This is a genomic window from Pseudomonas sp. GW821-FHT05H12, assembly GCF_059419385.1.
Map to the genome: position 1 here is coordinate 107,438 of NZ_JBWKRS010000005.1, position 14,341 is coordinate 121,778.

A 14,341-nucleotide genomic window follows, 5' to 3' on the forward strand; every position below is an offset into this window, starting at 1 on the left:
TGGGCGGGGTAAGCGTTTCACGTTGAAAGGGTAGGTATAGCCCTGGCCATTGGGTGTCGAGTGATGGCCTTTATGTCCAAAGTATTTCCCTTTGTTCCGGTTGCAGCGCCCGCTAAAAACCGGCGCTAGTCTTGGGCCGTACAGCAGGAGTTACCTGCGTTTCTTGGCCTTCGACACGGACGACGACGGTAATGTTTGCCTTCCATAACCTACTGCTTCCAAGTGCTTTACCTCGGTACCAAACCGGCATGACCTTGATAGAGGTACTAGTGGCCGTCCTGATCCTTGCCATCGGCCTGCTGGGGGCTGCGGTCATGCAGCTCAATGCGCTCAAGTACACCGACAGCTCAAGGATGACCAGCCAGGCCAGTTTCATCGCCTACGACATGCTCGACCGGATTCGTGCAAACGCCGGTGTCGATTATTCATGGGAGCAGGGCAAACACTCGGTGGCGAGCATCGCTACCACTAGCGTGCGTGATGTGGACCTACACGATTTCGAAGCCAATATTCTTGGCTTTGCCGGCAAGGGTGCCAAAGGCACGGTGGCGATCAGTGCCAATGAAGTGACCGTCAGCATCACCTGGGATGACAGCAGGGGGGCGAATCGCTCGGGCGCCCGTGAGACCTTCACCTTGACCAGTCGCATCGGCAATGAAGCGCAGGTGGAGCAATGAGGTGCTTGGTCAGGGGGTTCAGTCTGGTGGAGCTGTTGATGGCCTTGGCCGTCGGCTTGGTGCTGGTGCTGGGGGTAGGCCAGGTGGCTATCAGTGCGCGAGCCACCCACGCCAGCCAGCAGGCAGCGATGGTGCTGCAGGACGATGCTCGGTTTGCCTTTGGCAAGATCCTCCAGGACATTCGCCTTGCCGGCATGTTTGGCTGTCTGGCGCCGGCCTTTATCGATAACGCACCGCCTGCATTTGACCGTCCTATCGGCTGGAGCGCAGAGGGCGGGGCAAGGTCACTAACCGTTGTCGCTGCCGATTTTGGTGCGGAGGGTGGTAAGCCCGACTGGACGGTTCTCTCCGACTGTACGGGCGCCGCGCAAGCCTATGCGGGAAGTTCGCCACCTCCGGCACCTGGCCAGATCCGATTTGCCATACGCCAGCTGACCTACACGTTTGAGGCTGCCCAATTGAAGATCAGCTCACCTGCGGCGCCGGCCAAGGCGGTGCTTGTGGATAACGTGCAGGCGTTCGATATCAGTTTCGGCCTGGCAGCCCGGCAGGACTCGACACAGGTGGAACGATACGACGCCAACCCGGCGGACGAATCGCTGATACGCAGCGTGCGGATTCTCATGACGCTGCGCGACCCGACGGGGCGCGTGAAGGATCAAACCTACAGCGTCGTGGCGGCGCTGCGTAATCGATTGGGGTAGGGCGCCATGACGCTGAGTGCGGGTTTTCATTCACGACAGGCGGGCATGGTGTTGCTGATCAGCCTGGTGTTTTTACTGTTGCTGTCCTTGCTCGGTTTGTCATCGATGCAGGGGGCAGTGTCCCAGCAAAAGATGGCGGGGAGTGCCTGGCACAGCAATCAATCGTTTCAAAGTGCTGAAAGCGGCCTGAGGGTGGGGGAGTCGATTGTCCAGCGTGCAGGAGACGCGCTGCCGGTGTGTCACTCGATCATCACCTGTGCGCCGCCGAGCGAGTCAGCCTCTGTGATGGGAGCAGGCACGAATCCGCTTTCAGAAGTCTCCTGGGTGGCAATGAAAGGGGGGCTTTATGGCGTTCAATCAATAGGGGCGGGCGTGGGGCTGGCGCATTTGCCGCCTCAAACGCCTGCGGTGCTGTTCCGAGTGACGGCCGTGGGGTTCAGTGGCCAGTCGCGCTCGGTGCTGGAGTCGGTGTTTGCTCGGGTGGATGAAGGCGCTGGCCCGCGCTTTCAACGAATTTTGTGGCGGCAACTTCAATAAGGAGCGTTTTAATGGGCAAGGATTGCCGAGGGTTTACCCTGTTCGAGTTACTGGTGGCGGTGACGATCATCGCGTTGTTGGCTGCTATCGCTTACCCCGGGTACACCCGGCATATAAAAAAGGTCTATCGCGCAGAAATCGTTGCGCTACTCACTGAGCAGGCCCAGTCCCTGGAGCGGTTTTATACGAGGAACGGCACTTTTATTGATGCAAGCGGCATCAGTGCGGGCAACGATCGCTATAGAATCACCGCTGCACTGAACCCTCAGGATTTCAGCCTGGTAGCCACACCCGCCGCCGACTCTGTCATGGCGGGCGACCCCTGTGCAGCGTTTCAGCTGACCAGTACGGGTGAACGAAGCAACCCTGGTGCTGCATCCGAGCAATCGCGCAAAGCGTGCTGGGGGCAATGATGAGCGTGCTGCATGCGTGGGCGCCAGGGGCGCTTTTCCCTTTTTATCGTCTGGATCATATGATGGCTAAGCAGCAACAAGTGGTGATTGTCGGTGGCGGGGTGATCGGGTTGTTGACGGCGTTCAACCTTGCCAGTCAAGGGCAGGCGGTGGTCTTGCTGGAGCGCTCAGGGCTTGGGCAGGAATCCTCCTGGGCGGGGGGCGGCATTGTTTCGCCGCTGTATCCGTGGCGCTATAGCCCGGCAGTGACGGCCTTGGCTCATTGGTCCCAGGACTTTTATCCACAATTGGCGCAACGATTGTTTGCCGCCACCGGCATTGACCCCGAAGTTCACACCACAGGTTTGTACTGGCTCGACTTGGAGGATGAAGCCGACGCTCTCGCGTGGGCGGCCCGAGAAGGCCGGCCATTGAGCAAGGTGGATGTGTCGGCGGCCCATGACGCGGTTCCGGTACTGGGTAGCGGTTACTCCCAGGCGATCTACATGGCTGACGTGGCCAATGTTCGGAACCCGCGGCTGGTCAAATCCCTGAAGGCGGCGTTGTTGGCGCTGCCCGGTGTCACGGTTCATGAACAGTGCGAAGTGGCGGGGTTTGTCCTGAACGGCGACAAGGTCGTGGGGGTGGAAACGGCGGTGGGGCCTATTCTTGGCGATCAGGTCGTGCTGGCTGCAGGGGCTTGGAGCGGCAAGTTGCTGGGCAAGCTGGGCCTGTCTCTGCCCGTGGAACCGGTCAAAGGCCAGATGATCCTGTACAAGTGCGCCTCGGACTTCCTGTCGAGCATGGTCCTGGCCAAGGGGCGTTATGCGATCCCGCGGCGTGACGGGCACATCTTGATCGGCAGTACGCTGGAGCATGAGGGGTTCGACAAGACCCCGACTGACGTGGCCTTGGAAAGCCTCAAGGCCTCGGCGGTTGAGCTGATTCCCGCGCTGGCGGATGCCGAAGTGGTAGGGCATTGGGCCGGATTGCGTCCTGGCTCACCCGAAGGCATTCCTTACATCGGAAAGGTGCCCGGTTTTGACGGGCTTTGGCTCAACTGCGGGCATTACCGCAATGGGCTGGTGCTTGCCCCTGCATCCTGCCAGCTGTTTGCTGATTTGTTGCTGGACCGAGCACCGATCATTGATCCGGCGCCTTATGCGCCAGAAGGCCGACTCAACGCTGGATAGACTTCGGGCCTTGCTCAAGATGCGCCTGGGTGCAGTACCACTCCTGGCGTGAGCTTAGGGCGCGGTCCTGCGGCAGGTGCACGCCGCAGTGGGCGCAGCGCACCATCAGGGCTGCGTCGGGCTCGCTGGTCCTTTGCTGTTTGGCGGCCGGGCTTTTGAATTTGCGCCAGAACCAAACCGCGGCAGCAATAACGGCAATCCAGAACAGTAGACGAACCATGATGGGCAGTTTCTCGACAGGGAATGCGCCAGTTTAGCCAAGGACGTGGCAGGCGCACAGCGCAATAATGCTCGCCCATAAAAAAGGGAGCCCCGAGGGGCTCCCTTTTGCGTTGCGTCGACGTATCAGTCGAACACACCGAAGGTCATGTAGCTGAACCACGAGCGGTCCTGGTTATTGCCCAGAGCCTGCGGTGTCTCTTCTTCAATCACGTCGCCATTTTCATCATGCGGCTTGAGGTCCGAAGGGATCGCGTCCTTGGCGTCCTGGAATTGCTTCATCACGTCCTGGTTGGCGCGGGTTTCGCCCGGCGGCAGCGGTGGACGGGACTCGATCAGACCCAGGGTGTACTTGCTCAACCACGAGCGGTTGTCCGCCTCGGCAACCTGAGGCACGAACTGGCCGTCTTTCAGGCTTGGATGGTCCGGGTAGTTGAGTTTCAGGGTTTCCAGGCTGGTGGCCGCCAGGGCGTCCAGGTGCAGGCGCTGGTAAGCCTCGGTCATCACGGCCAGGCCATCACCCACGGAAGGGGTTTCCTGGAAGTTTTCCACTACATAACGGCCACGGTTGGCGGCGGCTACATAAGCCTGACGGGTCAGGTAGTAGTGGGCTACGTGAATTTCGTAGGAAGCCAGCAGGTTGCGCAGGTAGATCATGCGCTGCTTGGCGTCTGGCGCGTAGCGGCTATTCGGGTAGCGGCTGGTCAGCTGGGCGAACTCGTTGTAGGAGTCGCGGGCAGCACCCGGGTCACGCTTGGTCATGTCCAGCGGCAGGAAGCGCGCCAGCAGGCCAACGTCCTGGTCGAACGAGGTCAGGCCCTTCATGTAGTAGGCGTAGTCCACGTTCGGGTGCTGCGGGTGCAGGCGAATGAAGCGCTCGGCGGCGGACTTGGCAGCTTCCGGCTCGGCGTTCTTGTAGTTGGCGTAGATCAGCTCGAGCTGGGCCTGGTCGGCGTAGCGTCCGAACGGATAGCGCGACTCCAGGGCCTTCAGCTTGGCTGTGGCGCTGGTGTAGCTATTATTGTCCAAGTCTTTCTGAGCTAGTTGGTACAGCTCGACTTCGCTCAGGTTTTCGTCGACGACTTCCTTTGTTGACGAGCAAGCAGCAGTCATGGCGAGGATGGCGATCAGCAGCAGGTGTTTCACTTGCATGGCGGCTTGCGTCCCTATGACGGCCGCTGTCTTGGGCGGGGCCGTCCTGTTATGATGAGCGCCCCGTTGAAAGCCTCGGGGCAAAAGACGCCGTATTTAACCACAAGCGCGCAGCCGAAACCAAAGGCTGTGCCACGCCTAGTCTGAGCATGTCCGATAAAATTGAACTTCGCGCAGAGGTGCCGTCCGAATTGGGCGGCCAACGCCTCGATCAAGTCGCCGCACAATTATTCGCTGAGCACTCGCGCTCGCGCCTTTCCGCCTGGATCAAAGACGGCCGCCTGACTGTGGATGGAGCGGTTATCCGCCCGCGAGACATAGTCCATGGCGGTGCGATTCTCGAGCTGACTGCCGAGCAGGAAGCCCAGGGAGAATGGGTCGCCCAGGACATCGAGCTGGACATCGTCTATGAAGACGACGACATCCTGGTCATCAACAAACCCGCAGGCCTGGTGGTTCACCCGGCAGCTGGGCACGCTGATGGCACCTTGCTCAATGCCTTGCTGCACCATGTGCCAGACATCATCAATGTTCCTCGCTGCGGCATCGTGCACCGCCTGGACAAGGACACCACCGGCTTGATGGTGGTGGCCAAGACCATCCAGGCGCAGACGCAGTTGGTCACACAATTGCAAAGTCGTAGCGTCAGCCGGATCTACGAGTGCATCGTGATCGGCGTGGTGGTGGCGGGAGGCAAGATCAATGCCCCTATCGGCCGCCACGGCCAGCAGCGCCAGCGTATGGCGGTGATGGAAGGCGGCAAGCAGGCCGTCAGCCACTACCGCGTGCTCGAGCGTTTCCGCTCCCACACTCACGTGCGGGTCAAGCTGGAAACCGGCCGTACCCACCAGATTCGCGTGCACATGGCCCACATCAACTTCCCGTTGGTCGGAGATCCGGCCTACGGTGGCCGCTTCCGTATTCCGCCTGCGGCCAGTGCGACCATGGTTGATTCGCTGAAAAACTTCCCGCGCCAGGCCCTGCATGCACGCTTCCTGGAACTGGATCATCCGACGAGCGGTAAGCGGATGAGTTGGGAATCGCCTCTGCCAGACGATCTGGTCTGGTTGCTGTCGCTGCTCAAGCAGGATCGCGAGGCATTTATCGGATGAGTGACTGGCTGATTCCTGACTGGCCTGCGCCGGCTCAGGTGAAAGCCTGCGTCACCACCCGGGCGGGCGGCGTCAGCCTGGCGCCGTTCGACAGCCTCAACCTGGGCGATCATGTCGAAGACGACCTTGAGGCCGTCCTTGAGAATCGCCGTCGTCTCAGTGAGGCCTTCGGCATTCAGCCGGCCTGGCTGCGCCAGGTTCACGGCGTAAATGTGGTCGAGGCTGATCCTGCTCGCACCGCTGAAGCCGACGCCAGTTGGACCAGCACTCCAGGCATTGCCTGCACATCAATGACTGCCGATTGCCTGCCCGCGTTGTTTTGCAATCGCGCCGGTACCCGCGTAGCGGCGGCGCATGCCGGGTGGCGCGGCCTGGCGGCGGGTGTGCTGGAAGCTGCTTTCGAACGCCTGGACGCTGAGCCCGAAGATGTTCTGGTCTGGCTCGGCCCGGCAATCGGCCCAAAAGCCTTCGAAGTCGGCCCGGAAGTGCGTGAAGCCTTCATGCAGCAACTGCCGATCACAGCAGAAGCATTTGTGCCCAGCCACAACCCGGGCAAGTTCATGGCCGACATCTATCAGCTGGCCCGCCTGCGTCTTGCCGCACGCGGTGTTACTGCTGTTTATGGTGGTGGGTTCTGCACGGTGACCGACCCCCGCTTCTTTTCTTACCGGCGCAGCCCTCGCACCGGACGTTTCGCCTCTCTTGTCTGGCTTGAACGCTAGACTCTCTTGACCTGAATCAAACCTGATCCATATCAGCCATCGTTCGCTTGAATCTTCCAGAATCCACCCCATCTATAGGGGTATCTGGCAGGTTTCTTCATTCAGGATGTTTTATAGCTCCGGCCTGCTCAAAAGGAAGGTGACTAATGCGTATTGATCGTTTAACCAGCAAATTGCAGTTGGCACTGTCTGACTCTCAATCCTTGGCGGTGGGCCTCGACCACCCGGCCATTGAGCCTGCGCACTTGATGCAGGCGCTCCTGGAACAGCAAGGTGGTTCTATCAAGCCCTTGCTGATGCAGGTGGGCTTTGACGTCAACAGCCTGCGCAAGGAGTTGAGCAAAGAGCTCGACCAACTGCCGAAAATCCAAAACCCGACCGGCGACGTGAACATGTCGCAGGAATTGGCGCGCCTGCTCAACCAGGCCGACCGCTTGGCGCAGCAGAAGGGTGACCAGTTCATCTCCAGCGAACTGGTGCTGCTCGCCGCCATGGACGAGAACAGCAAGCTCGGCAAATTGTTGCTGGGCCAGGGCGTGAGCAAGAAAGCCCTGGAAAACGCCATCAACAACCTGCGTGGCGGTGACGCGGTAAACGACCCCAATCATGAGGAGTCGCGCCAGGCCCTGGACAAATACACCGTCGACCTGACCAAGCGCGCCGAAGAGGGCAAGCTCGACCCGGTGATCGGCCGTGACGATGAAATTCGTCGCACCATTCAGGTACTGCAACGTCGCACCAAGAACAACCCAGTGCTGATCGGTGAGCCTGGCGTGGGTAAAACCGCGATTGCCGAAGGCCTGGCCCAGCGCATCATTAATGGTGAAGTGCCGGACGGCCTTAAAGGCAAGCGCCTGCTCTCGTTGGACATGGGCTCGTTGATTGCCGGCGCCAAGTTCCGTGGCGAGTTCGAAGAGCGCCTCAAATCTCTGCTTAATGAATTGTCGAAGCAGGAAGGGCAGATCATTCTGTTTATCGACGAACTGCATACCATGGTCGGCGCCGGTAAAGGCGAGGGCTCCATGGATGCTGGCAACATGCTCAAGCCTGCCTTGGCACGGGGTGAGTTGCACTGCGTGGGCGCCACGACGCTCAACGAGTACCGCCAGTACATTGAAAAGGACGCGGCCCTTGAGCGTCGCTTCCAGAAAGTGCTGGTGGAAGAGCCGAGCGAAGAAGACACCATCGCGATCCTGCGTGGCCTGAAAGAGCGGTATGAGGTCCACCACAAGGTGGCAATCACTGACGGCGCGATCATTGCGGCGGCCAAATTGAGCCACCGCTACATCACTGACCGTCAGTTGCCCGACAAGGCCATCGACCTGATCGACGAAGCGGCCAGCCGTATCCGCATGGAGATCGACTCCAAGCCGGAAGTGCTCGACCGTCTGGATCGGCGCCTGATTCAACTGAAAGTCGAATCCCAGGCCCTGAAGAAAGAAGAGGACGACGCAGCGAAGAAACGCCTGGAAAAACTCCAGGAAGAAATCGTGCGCCTGGAACGCGAGTATTCGGACCTGGAAGAAATCTGGACCTCGGAAAAAGCTGAAGTGCAGGGCTCTGCGCAGATCCAGCAGAAAATCGAGCAGTCCCGCCAGGAGCTGGAAGCTGCACGCCGTAAAGGCGACCTGAACCGCATGGCCGAGTTGCAGTACGGGGTGATCCCGGACCTGGAGCGCAGCCTGCAGATGGTCGACCAGCATGGGCACAGTGAAAACCAGTTGCTGCGCAGCAAAGTGACCGAGGAAGAAATCGCCGAGGTCGTCTCGAAGTGGACCGGTATTCCCGTGTCGAAAATGCTTGAGGGCGAGCGCGACAAGCTGCTGAAGATGGAAAGCCTGTTGCACCAGCGCGTGATCGGCCAGGAAGAGGCCGTGGTGGCGGTGGCCAACGCGGTACGGCGTTCGCGAGCCGGCTTGTCCGACCCGAACCGCCCAAGTGGCTCGTTCATGTTCCTCGGCCCGACCGGCGTGGGTAAGACTGAGCTGTGCAAGGCCTTGGCTGAGTTCCTCTTTGATACGGAAGAGGCCATGGTACGGATCGACATGTCCGAGTTCATGGAGAAACACTCGGTGGCTCGCCTGATCGGCGCACCACCAGGCTATGTGGGTTACGAAGAAGGCGGTTACCTAACCGAAGCCGTGCGGCGCAAGCCTTACTCGGTGATCTTGCTGGATGAGGTCGAGAAGGCACACCCGGATGTGTTCAACATCTTGCTGCAAGTGCTGGAGGATGGCCGCCTGACGGACAGCCACGGGCGTACCGTGGACTTCCGTAATACGGTGATCGTGATGACCTCCAACCTGGGCTCGGCACAGATCCAGGAACTGGTGGGGGACCGTGAAGGCCAGCGCGCTGCTGTCATGGATGCGCTAACCAGCCACTTCCGCCCGGAATTTATCAACCGGGTCGATGAAGTGGTGATCTTCGAGCCTCTGGCGCGGGATCAGATTGCGGGCATTACCGAGATCCAACTGGGTCGCCTGCGTGGCCGTCTGGCGGAGCGCGAGCTGGACCTGGTGCTGAGCGGCGAGGCGTTGGATAAGCTGATCGCGGTGGGTTACGACCCGGTGTATGGCGCACGGCCTCTGAAACGTGCGATTCAGCGCTGGATCGAAAACCCGTTGGCGCAGTTGATTTTGTCGGGCAGCTTTATGCCGGGTACCAGCGTCGAGGCGACGGTGGAAAACGACGAAATCGTCTTCCACTAATCCCAGTCAGTGGCGTTGTAAAAGGAGGCCCCGCATCGCGGGGCCTTTTTTTTCGATAGGGCGTTGAACTGTAAGGAAAAGGCTAGTAAAGTGCGCCCCGCAACAACGTCAGCCCACGGGTTTCTTCTCCCCAAGAAGAAATCAGAAACAAGCGCAAATCATTGTCTTAAAAGCAATTTAAAGGGTTGACAGAGGTTTTTAAGATTGTAGAATAGCGCGCCTCAGACATGACAACGTAGCGATACGGAAGACTCGAAGAGAAGGTTACACCGCAGTAGAAGTTGTACTTTGAAATATGTAGTTCCGTGATAGCTCAGTCGGTAGAGCAAATGACTGTTAATCATTGGGTCCCAGGTTCGAGTCCTGGTCACGGAGCCAATTTCAAACCGGGGTATAGCGCAGTCCGGTAGCGCGCCTGCTTTGGGAGCAGGATGTCAGGAGTTCGAATCCCCTTACCCCGACCATATTTGGGTCGTTAGCTCAGTTGGTAGAGCAGTTGGCTTTTAACCAATTGGTCGTAGGTTCGAATCCCACACGACCCACCATTTTTGAAACCAGTTAACGCTGGAATCGAATCTTAAGATCAGAGGCCAAAAGCGCTGATCGAAGAAGGCGACTGAAAGGTCGCCTTTTTTTTACCGGGGTATAGCGCAGTCCGGTAGCGCGCCTGCTTTGGGAGCAGGATGTCAGGAGTTCGAATCCCCTTACCCCGACCATATTAAAAATCCTCGTATCGAAAGATACGGGGATTTTTTTTGCCTTTTTTTCAGTTCGATTTGTGCAAATTCCAAACAGATATTGTGCTGATTGGTGCGTTGGTGCGAACGCGGTGTGCTCCTAGACTGGGCCACGTCAGTATCTCTCCCCAACAGGAATTCGCATCATGAACCGCACCGCTTCTTTCCTCGCTGCTCAACCTGCTCGCTCATTACCTCAGTTGATCAAATCCACGCTCGTGGGCTTGGGCATGATCATGGGCCTCGGTCAATTTGCCGTTGCTGCCGACGCTGCGGCGAATAAGCACCCGACCATTCGCGCCATGTCAGGCGCCGAGCCCATCGGTCGGCTGGATCCGAAAACCACAGCCTTGCTGGTCATCGATTTCCAGAATGAATACTTCACCGGCCGTATGCCGATCCCCGACGGCATGAAGGCCCTGGACAACACCCAGCGTCTGATCAAATTTGCCGACAAGGAGCATATTCAGGTCATCCACGTGCAGCACATCGCCCCGGAGGATGCGGCGGTATTCGCCACAAACGGCAAAACCGTCGATTTTCAACCGCTGATGAAGCCGCGTCCGCAAGACAAGCTCGTGCAGAAAACCTCCGTCAGTGTATTTGCCAGCACCGATCTTGATGCGCAATTGAAGCAAGTGGGCGTCAAAACCCTGATTATCACCGGCCTGATGACTCACGCCTGTGTCGCCGGCGCCGCTCGAGACGCTGCGCCGTTGGGCTATGACGTTGTGGTAGCATCCGATGCCACCGCCACGCGGGCCATCACCCGTGCCGATGGCCGTTCGGTGACCAAGGATGAGTTGCAAAACTCGGCGCTGGCCGAGATCGAAGACACCTTCGGCTCGGTGCTGAGCACGGCGCAAATCATCGCCTTGCCGGTTAACTGAGCCCTTCTGAACAGCCAGGGATCGTCTGCTTCATGAACCAGTTGTCCGCCATGCGCGCCTTTCGGTGCATCGTTGAAGCCAAGGGTTTTTCTGCCGCCGCAGAACGCCTGGACACCACGCATTCGACGATTTCACGGCAGTTGCAACAGCTGGAGATTGAACTGGGCGCCCAACTGATCAACCGCAATACACGGCGTTTCAGTCTGACCTCGGCGGGAGAGCAGTACTACGCGGCGTGTGTCGATATCCTCGATCGTGTCGAGGCCGCGTCCCAAGCCATTGCCCAGGGACATCAACGCCCGGAAGGCCTGCTGCGGGTCAGCGTGCCGCTGGTGGTGGGCACGTTGGAGCTACCGCACTGGCTGCCGGGTTTTCAGCGTCGTTACCCCGATATCGAGCTTGAATTGCATGGCGACGATCAATTCGTTGACGTGGTCGCTGATGGTTTTGACGTTGTGGTACGCATCGCCAGCGCCTTGGCGGACACGACCTTGATAGCGCGCACGTTGACGGTCTCCAGGCAGGTATTGGTGGCATCACCGAGCTACATTGGCCGGCATGGCTTGCCCCGTTCGGCCCAGGAACTCGACGCGCATCGCTTGCTGACCTTCATTGGCGCGACTTCGGATTGGGCGCTGAGCCCGGCGCGGGGCGAGACCATCAAGGTCACGCCCTCGGGGCAGTTTCGAAGCAATACCATCAGTGCACTGCACGCGGCGACATTGGCCGGGGCGGGCATTGCATGCTTCACCCAGGCAACGGTGCGCAATGACTTGGCGCAGGGACGGCTTGTACCGATCCTGCCCAATTATTCGCTGGGCGAGCGGCACTACTACGCGCTCTATCCGCAGTCCCGGCATCTGGCGCCGAAGGTCCGGGCGTTTGTCGACCACATGGCCGAGTTTTACGCGGCCCAATAAAAAATCCCCCTGCCGTTTGGTAGGGGGATTTTTTTTGCAGCGAGATCGTCAATCAGTGCAGCTTGAGCCTAGGCTCGGTCCCGCGACCAATCTTGCTACCCAGCATCAACATGGCCGTACGGAAGAACCCGTACAGCGCCATCTGGTGCATGCGGTACAGCGACACGTAGAACATCCGCGCCAACCAGCCTTCCAGCATCACGCTGCCAGTAAGGTTGCCCATCAAGTTACCCACCGCCGAGAACCGCGACAGCGAGATCAACGAGCCGTAGTCGGTGTACTTGTAGGTTGGCAGGTCTTTGCCTTCGATACGCAGCTTCAGCGACTTGGCCAGCAGCGATGCCTGCTGGTGAGCAGCCTGGGCGCGTGGCGGAACGTTGCGGTCGGTGCCCGGTTGCGGGCAGGCAGCGCAGTCGCCGAAGGCAAAGATGTTTTCGTCACGGGTGGTTTGCAGTGTTGGCAGAACTTGCAACTGGTTGATGCGGTTGGTTTCCAGGCCGTCGATGTCTTTGAGGAACCCCGGCGCACGAATGCCGGCCGCCCACACCTTGAGGCTGGCTGGAATCACCTGGCCGCTGCTGGTGATCAGCGCATCGGCTGTCACTTCACTGACCGCCGAATTGGTCAGCACGGTCACGCCGAGCTTTTCCAGGGTTTTATGCACAGGCCCGCCGATGCGTTCCGGCAGGGCAGGCAGCACCCGTGGCCCAGCCTCGATCAGGGTGATGTGCATGTTTTCCGGTTTGATGCGATCCAGGCCATAGGCCGCCAGTTCATGCGCAGCGTTGTGCAGCTCGGCGGCCAGTTCAACACCGGTCGCACCGGCGCCGACGATGGCGACACTGATTTTCTCTTCCACGTCGGTTTGCCCGGCATGGGCGCGCAGGTAGTGGTTGAGCAGTTGTTGGTGGAAGCGCTCGGCCTGTTTGCGGGTGTCGAGGAACAGGCAGTGTTGCGCCGCGCCCTCGGTGCCAAAGTCGTTGGTGGTGCTGCCAACGGCGATCACCAGGCTGTCGTAGCTCAGCACGCGCGCGGGCACCAGTTCACGGCCTTCTTCATCGAGGGTGGCGGCCAGCTGGATTTTCTTCTGTTCACGATCAAGCCCGCTCATGCGCCCCAGCTGGAACTCGAAGTGGTTCCATTTTGCCTGGGCGACATAATTGAGTTCGTCTTCCGATGAATTCAGGGAGCCGGCGGCCACTTCGTGCAACAGAGGCTTCCAGATGTGGGTGAGGTTGGCGTCCACCAGCGTGATGCTGGCCGTGCCGCGCTTGCCCAGAGTCTTACCCAGGCGGGTAGCCAACTCCAGGCCGCCGGCGCCGCCGCCGACGATAATAATACGATGGGTCATGGGGATATCTCGCAAGGCTAAAAGAAATCGGAGCAGTTACCCCCGCGAGCGCCAGGCAGCTCATAGCGTCAGGTAACTCAGAAGGCGACTCAGCAGGCCAAGCCCGATCACGGCCGCCAGCACCACAACGAGGAGCAGCCACGGCCTGAAAGGCTTGCGCTCGACTCGGTTCTGGGAGAGTTGCAGGTACTCTTCGACATGCTGTTGGTCATCGGGGTTCAGGCGGCTGGTCATAAAGGCCTCGTCAGGTAGACGTTGCAAAAGGGCGCCACGTTACAGACTGTGAGTGGGCGGCACCGCCACAAGCTTAGCCGGTGCCCGCGTCACAGGCTGATACCTACGTCGAATACTATGCTGCGCCCCAGGTTGTTGCGCAAGAAATCCGGTGCGTCGGGGTGGGCGAACAGCACCCGCGCAAAGGTCGGCCCCACCAGCGACAGCGAGCGCCAACCCTGGCGCAGGTACTCGGTGGGCGGCGGGAAGTGGCTGTTGAGGTCCAGCACCTCGCGCTTTAGGCTGGTGAACGCGATCAGGTCCAGCTCCCCCAGGTCCATGCCCCGTTCTTTATAGTTGTGCGCTTTTTTACGCAGCGTCGGTGCCAGGCGCAGCAGAAATTCATGGGCGGGGATGCGTCGCGGCTTGGCTTCGCGCCGCACCAGTTGGCTCAGGGAGAATGCGCTGCGCCGCCTGAGCAGCTCATCTCGCCATTCGTCGTTCAGGCGCCGGCCTTCATCCAGAACGAAAAACACCTCGAAACTGGCGTCTCGAAACAGCACGTCTGGCGGCTCCTGCCCAGCCGCGTGAAACTCTTCGGCGCGGTAGGGCACATTCAAGCCTTGCAGCAGGCGCTGGCAGACCCAACGCTCACGCTCCCATTTGCGGGCATTGGACAAGAACGCATTGGCTTGTTCGGCCGCTACAGTGAGCAGGCGCAAGTAATCTGAGTCATCCATGCTTGCAGCTTAGCGCCCAAATGATGACCGCAGGAAGTCCTGCTGCAAAAGCGCGGTGTAGACTGGCCGTA

The 14,341-nt window shown here is 59.5% G+C and carries 15 protein-coding genes and 4 tRNA genes; 14 read left to right on the top strand and 5 right to left on the bottom strand.

The features are described from left to right. Positions 1 to 191 precede the first annotated feature (191 nt). From pilV to thiO, 5 genes are all read left to right on the top strand, one after another. Positions 192 to 677 (top strand): type IV pilus modification protein PilV, encoded by a 486-nt coding sequence (gene pilV, locus AC07SU_RS06225; RefSeq protein ID WP_176995161.1) that lies wholly within the window; start codon positions 192 to 194, stop codon positions 675 to 677. Further along, on the top strand, positions 674 to 1,381 hold the full coding sequence (locus AC07SU_RS06230) for a PilW family protein (protein WP_494996524.1): 708 nt from the start codon (positions 674 to 676) through the stop codon (positions 1,379 to 1,381). Before pilV ends, AC07SU_RS06230 begins: the two co-directional genes overlap by 4 nt. Before the next feature lie 6 nt (positions 1,382 to 1,387). Then, positions 1,388 to 1,918, top strand: coding sequence for a pilus assembly PilX family protein (locus AC07SU_RS06235; protein ID WP_494996525.1), 531 nt, complete (start codon positions 1,388 to 1,390; stop codon positions 1,916 to 1,918). Positions 1,919 to 1,929: 11 nt separating this feature from the next. Beyond that, positions 1,930 to 2,331 (top strand): type IV pilin protein, encoded by a 402-nt coding sequence (locus AC07SU_RS06240; protein WP_176995158.1) that lies wholly within the window; start codon positions 1,930 to 1,932, stop codon positions 2,329 to 2,331. A 62-nt stretch (positions 2,332 to 2,393) separates the two neighbouring features. Further along, entirely contained in the window at positions 2,394 to 3,503 is a 1,110-nt protein-coding gene (thiO, locus tag AC07SU_RS06245) for a glycine oxidase ThiO (protein ID WP_176995157.1), read from the top strand. Here the strand turns inward: thiO and AC07SU_RS06250 are convergent. Further along, positions 3,490 to 3,723 (bottom strand): PP0621 family protein, encoded by a 234-nt coding sequence (locus tag AC07SU_RS06250; RefSeq protein ID WP_494996526.1) that lies wholly within the window; start codon positions 3,721 to 3,723, stop codon positions 3,490 to 3,492. The two genes, thiO and AC07SU_RS06250, sit on opposite strands and share 14 nt — an antisense overlap. A 125-nt stretch (positions 3,724 to 3,848) precedes the next feature. Beyond that, positions 3,849 to 4,874 carry an outer membrane protein assembly factor BamD gene (locus AC07SU_RS06255; RefSeq protein WP_176995155.1) on the bottom strand — a complete coding sequence of 342 codons (1,026 nt, stop codon included), beginning with the start codon at positions 4,872 to 4,874 and terminating at the stop codon, positions 3,849 to 3,851. A 149-nt stretch (positions 4,875 to 5,023) separates the two neighbouring features. On the opposite strand from AC07SU_RS06255, the gene rluD reads away from it, so the two are divergent. From rluD to AC07SU_RS06300, 9 genes are all read left to right on the top strand, one after another. After that, positions 5,024 to 5,986 (top strand): 23S rRNA pseudouridine(1911/1915/1917) synthase RluD, encoded by a 963-nt coding sequence (rluD, locus tag AC07SU_RS06260; RefSeq protein WP_010213248.1) that lies wholly within the window; start codon positions 5,024 to 5,026, stop codon positions 5,984 to 5,986. After that, complete coding sequence (gene pgeF / locus AC07SU_RS06265; protein WP_176995154.1) at positions 5,983 to 6,708, top strand: peptidoglycan editing factor PgeF; 726 nt, start codon at positions 5,983 to 5,985, stop codon at positions 6,706 to 6,708. Before rluD ends, pgeF begins: the two co-directional genes overlap by 4 nt. A gap of 146 nt (positions 6,709 to 6,854) precedes the next feature. Continuing rightward, positions 6,855 to 9,419: an ATP-dependent chaperone ClpB gene (gene clpB, locus AC07SU_RS06270; RefSeq protein WP_176995153.1), complete on the top strand. Its 2,565-nt coding sequence runs from the start codon at positions 6,855 to 6,857 to the stop codon at positions 9,417 to 9,419. Between the two features lie 302 nt (positions 9,420 to 9,721). Next, positions 9,722 to 9,797, top strand: a tRNA-Asn gene (locus tag AC07SU_RS06275). Positions 9,798 to 9,806: 9 nt separating this feature from the next. Beyond that, positions 9,807 to 9,883 (top strand) — tRNA-Pro (locus AC07SU_RS06280). 5 nt (positions 9,884 to 9,888) lie between these two features. Then, positions 9,889 to 9,964 (top strand) — tRNA-Lys (locus AC07SU_RS06285). A 94-nt stretch (positions 9,965 to 10,058) separates the two neighbouring features. Next, positions 10,059 to 10,135 (top strand) — tRNA-Pro (locus AC07SU_RS06290). Positions 10,136 to 10,302: 167 nt separating this feature from the next. Beyond that, positions 10,303 to 11,046 carry a cysteine hydrolase family protein gene (locus AC07SU_RS06295; protein WP_494996527.1) on the top strand — a complete coding sequence of 248 codons (744 nt, stop codon included), beginning with the start codon at positions 10,303 to 10,305 and terminating at the stop codon, positions 11,044 to 11,046. A 32-nt stretch (positions 11,047 to 11,078) separates the two neighbouring features. Beyond that, positions 11,079 to 11,966 carry a LysR family transcriptional regulator gene (locus AC07SU_RS06300; protein WP_494996528.1) on the top strand — a complete coding sequence of 296 codons (888 nt, stop codon included), beginning with the start codon at positions 11,079 to 11,081 and terminating at the stop codon, positions 11,964 to 11,966. Positions 11,967 to 12,018: 52 nt separating this feature from the next. Here AC07SU_RS06300 and AC07SU_RS06305 read toward each other — a convergent pair whose 3' ends face one another. The 3 genes from AC07SU_RS06305 to AC07SU_RS06315 form a co-directional block, all read right to left on the bottom strand. Continuing rightward, positions 12,019 to 13,317: an NAD(P)/FAD-dependent oxidoreductase gene (locus tag AC07SU_RS06305; RefSeq protein ID WP_176995150.1), complete on the bottom strand. Its 1,299-nt coding sequence runs from the start codon at positions 13,315 to 13,317 to the stop codon at positions 12,019 to 12,021. A 60-nt stretch (positions 13,318 to 13,377) separates the two neighbouring features. Then, positions 13,378 to 13,551 carry a DUF3094 family protein gene (locus AC07SU_RS06310; protein ID WP_176995149.1) on the bottom strand — a complete coding sequence of 58 codons (174 nt, stop codon included), beginning with the start codon at positions 13,549 to 13,551 and terminating at the stop codon, positions 13,378 to 13,380. Between the two features lie 89 nt (positions 13,552 to 13,640). Then, positions 13,641 to 14,270 carry a DUF1780 domain-containing protein gene (locus tag AC07SU_RS06315; protein WP_083360208.1) on the bottom strand — a complete coding sequence of 210 codons (630 nt, stop codon included), beginning with the start codon at positions 14,268 to 14,270 and terminating at the stop codon, positions 13,641 to 13,643. Between the last annotated feature and the right edge of the window lie 71 nt (positions 14,271 to 14,341).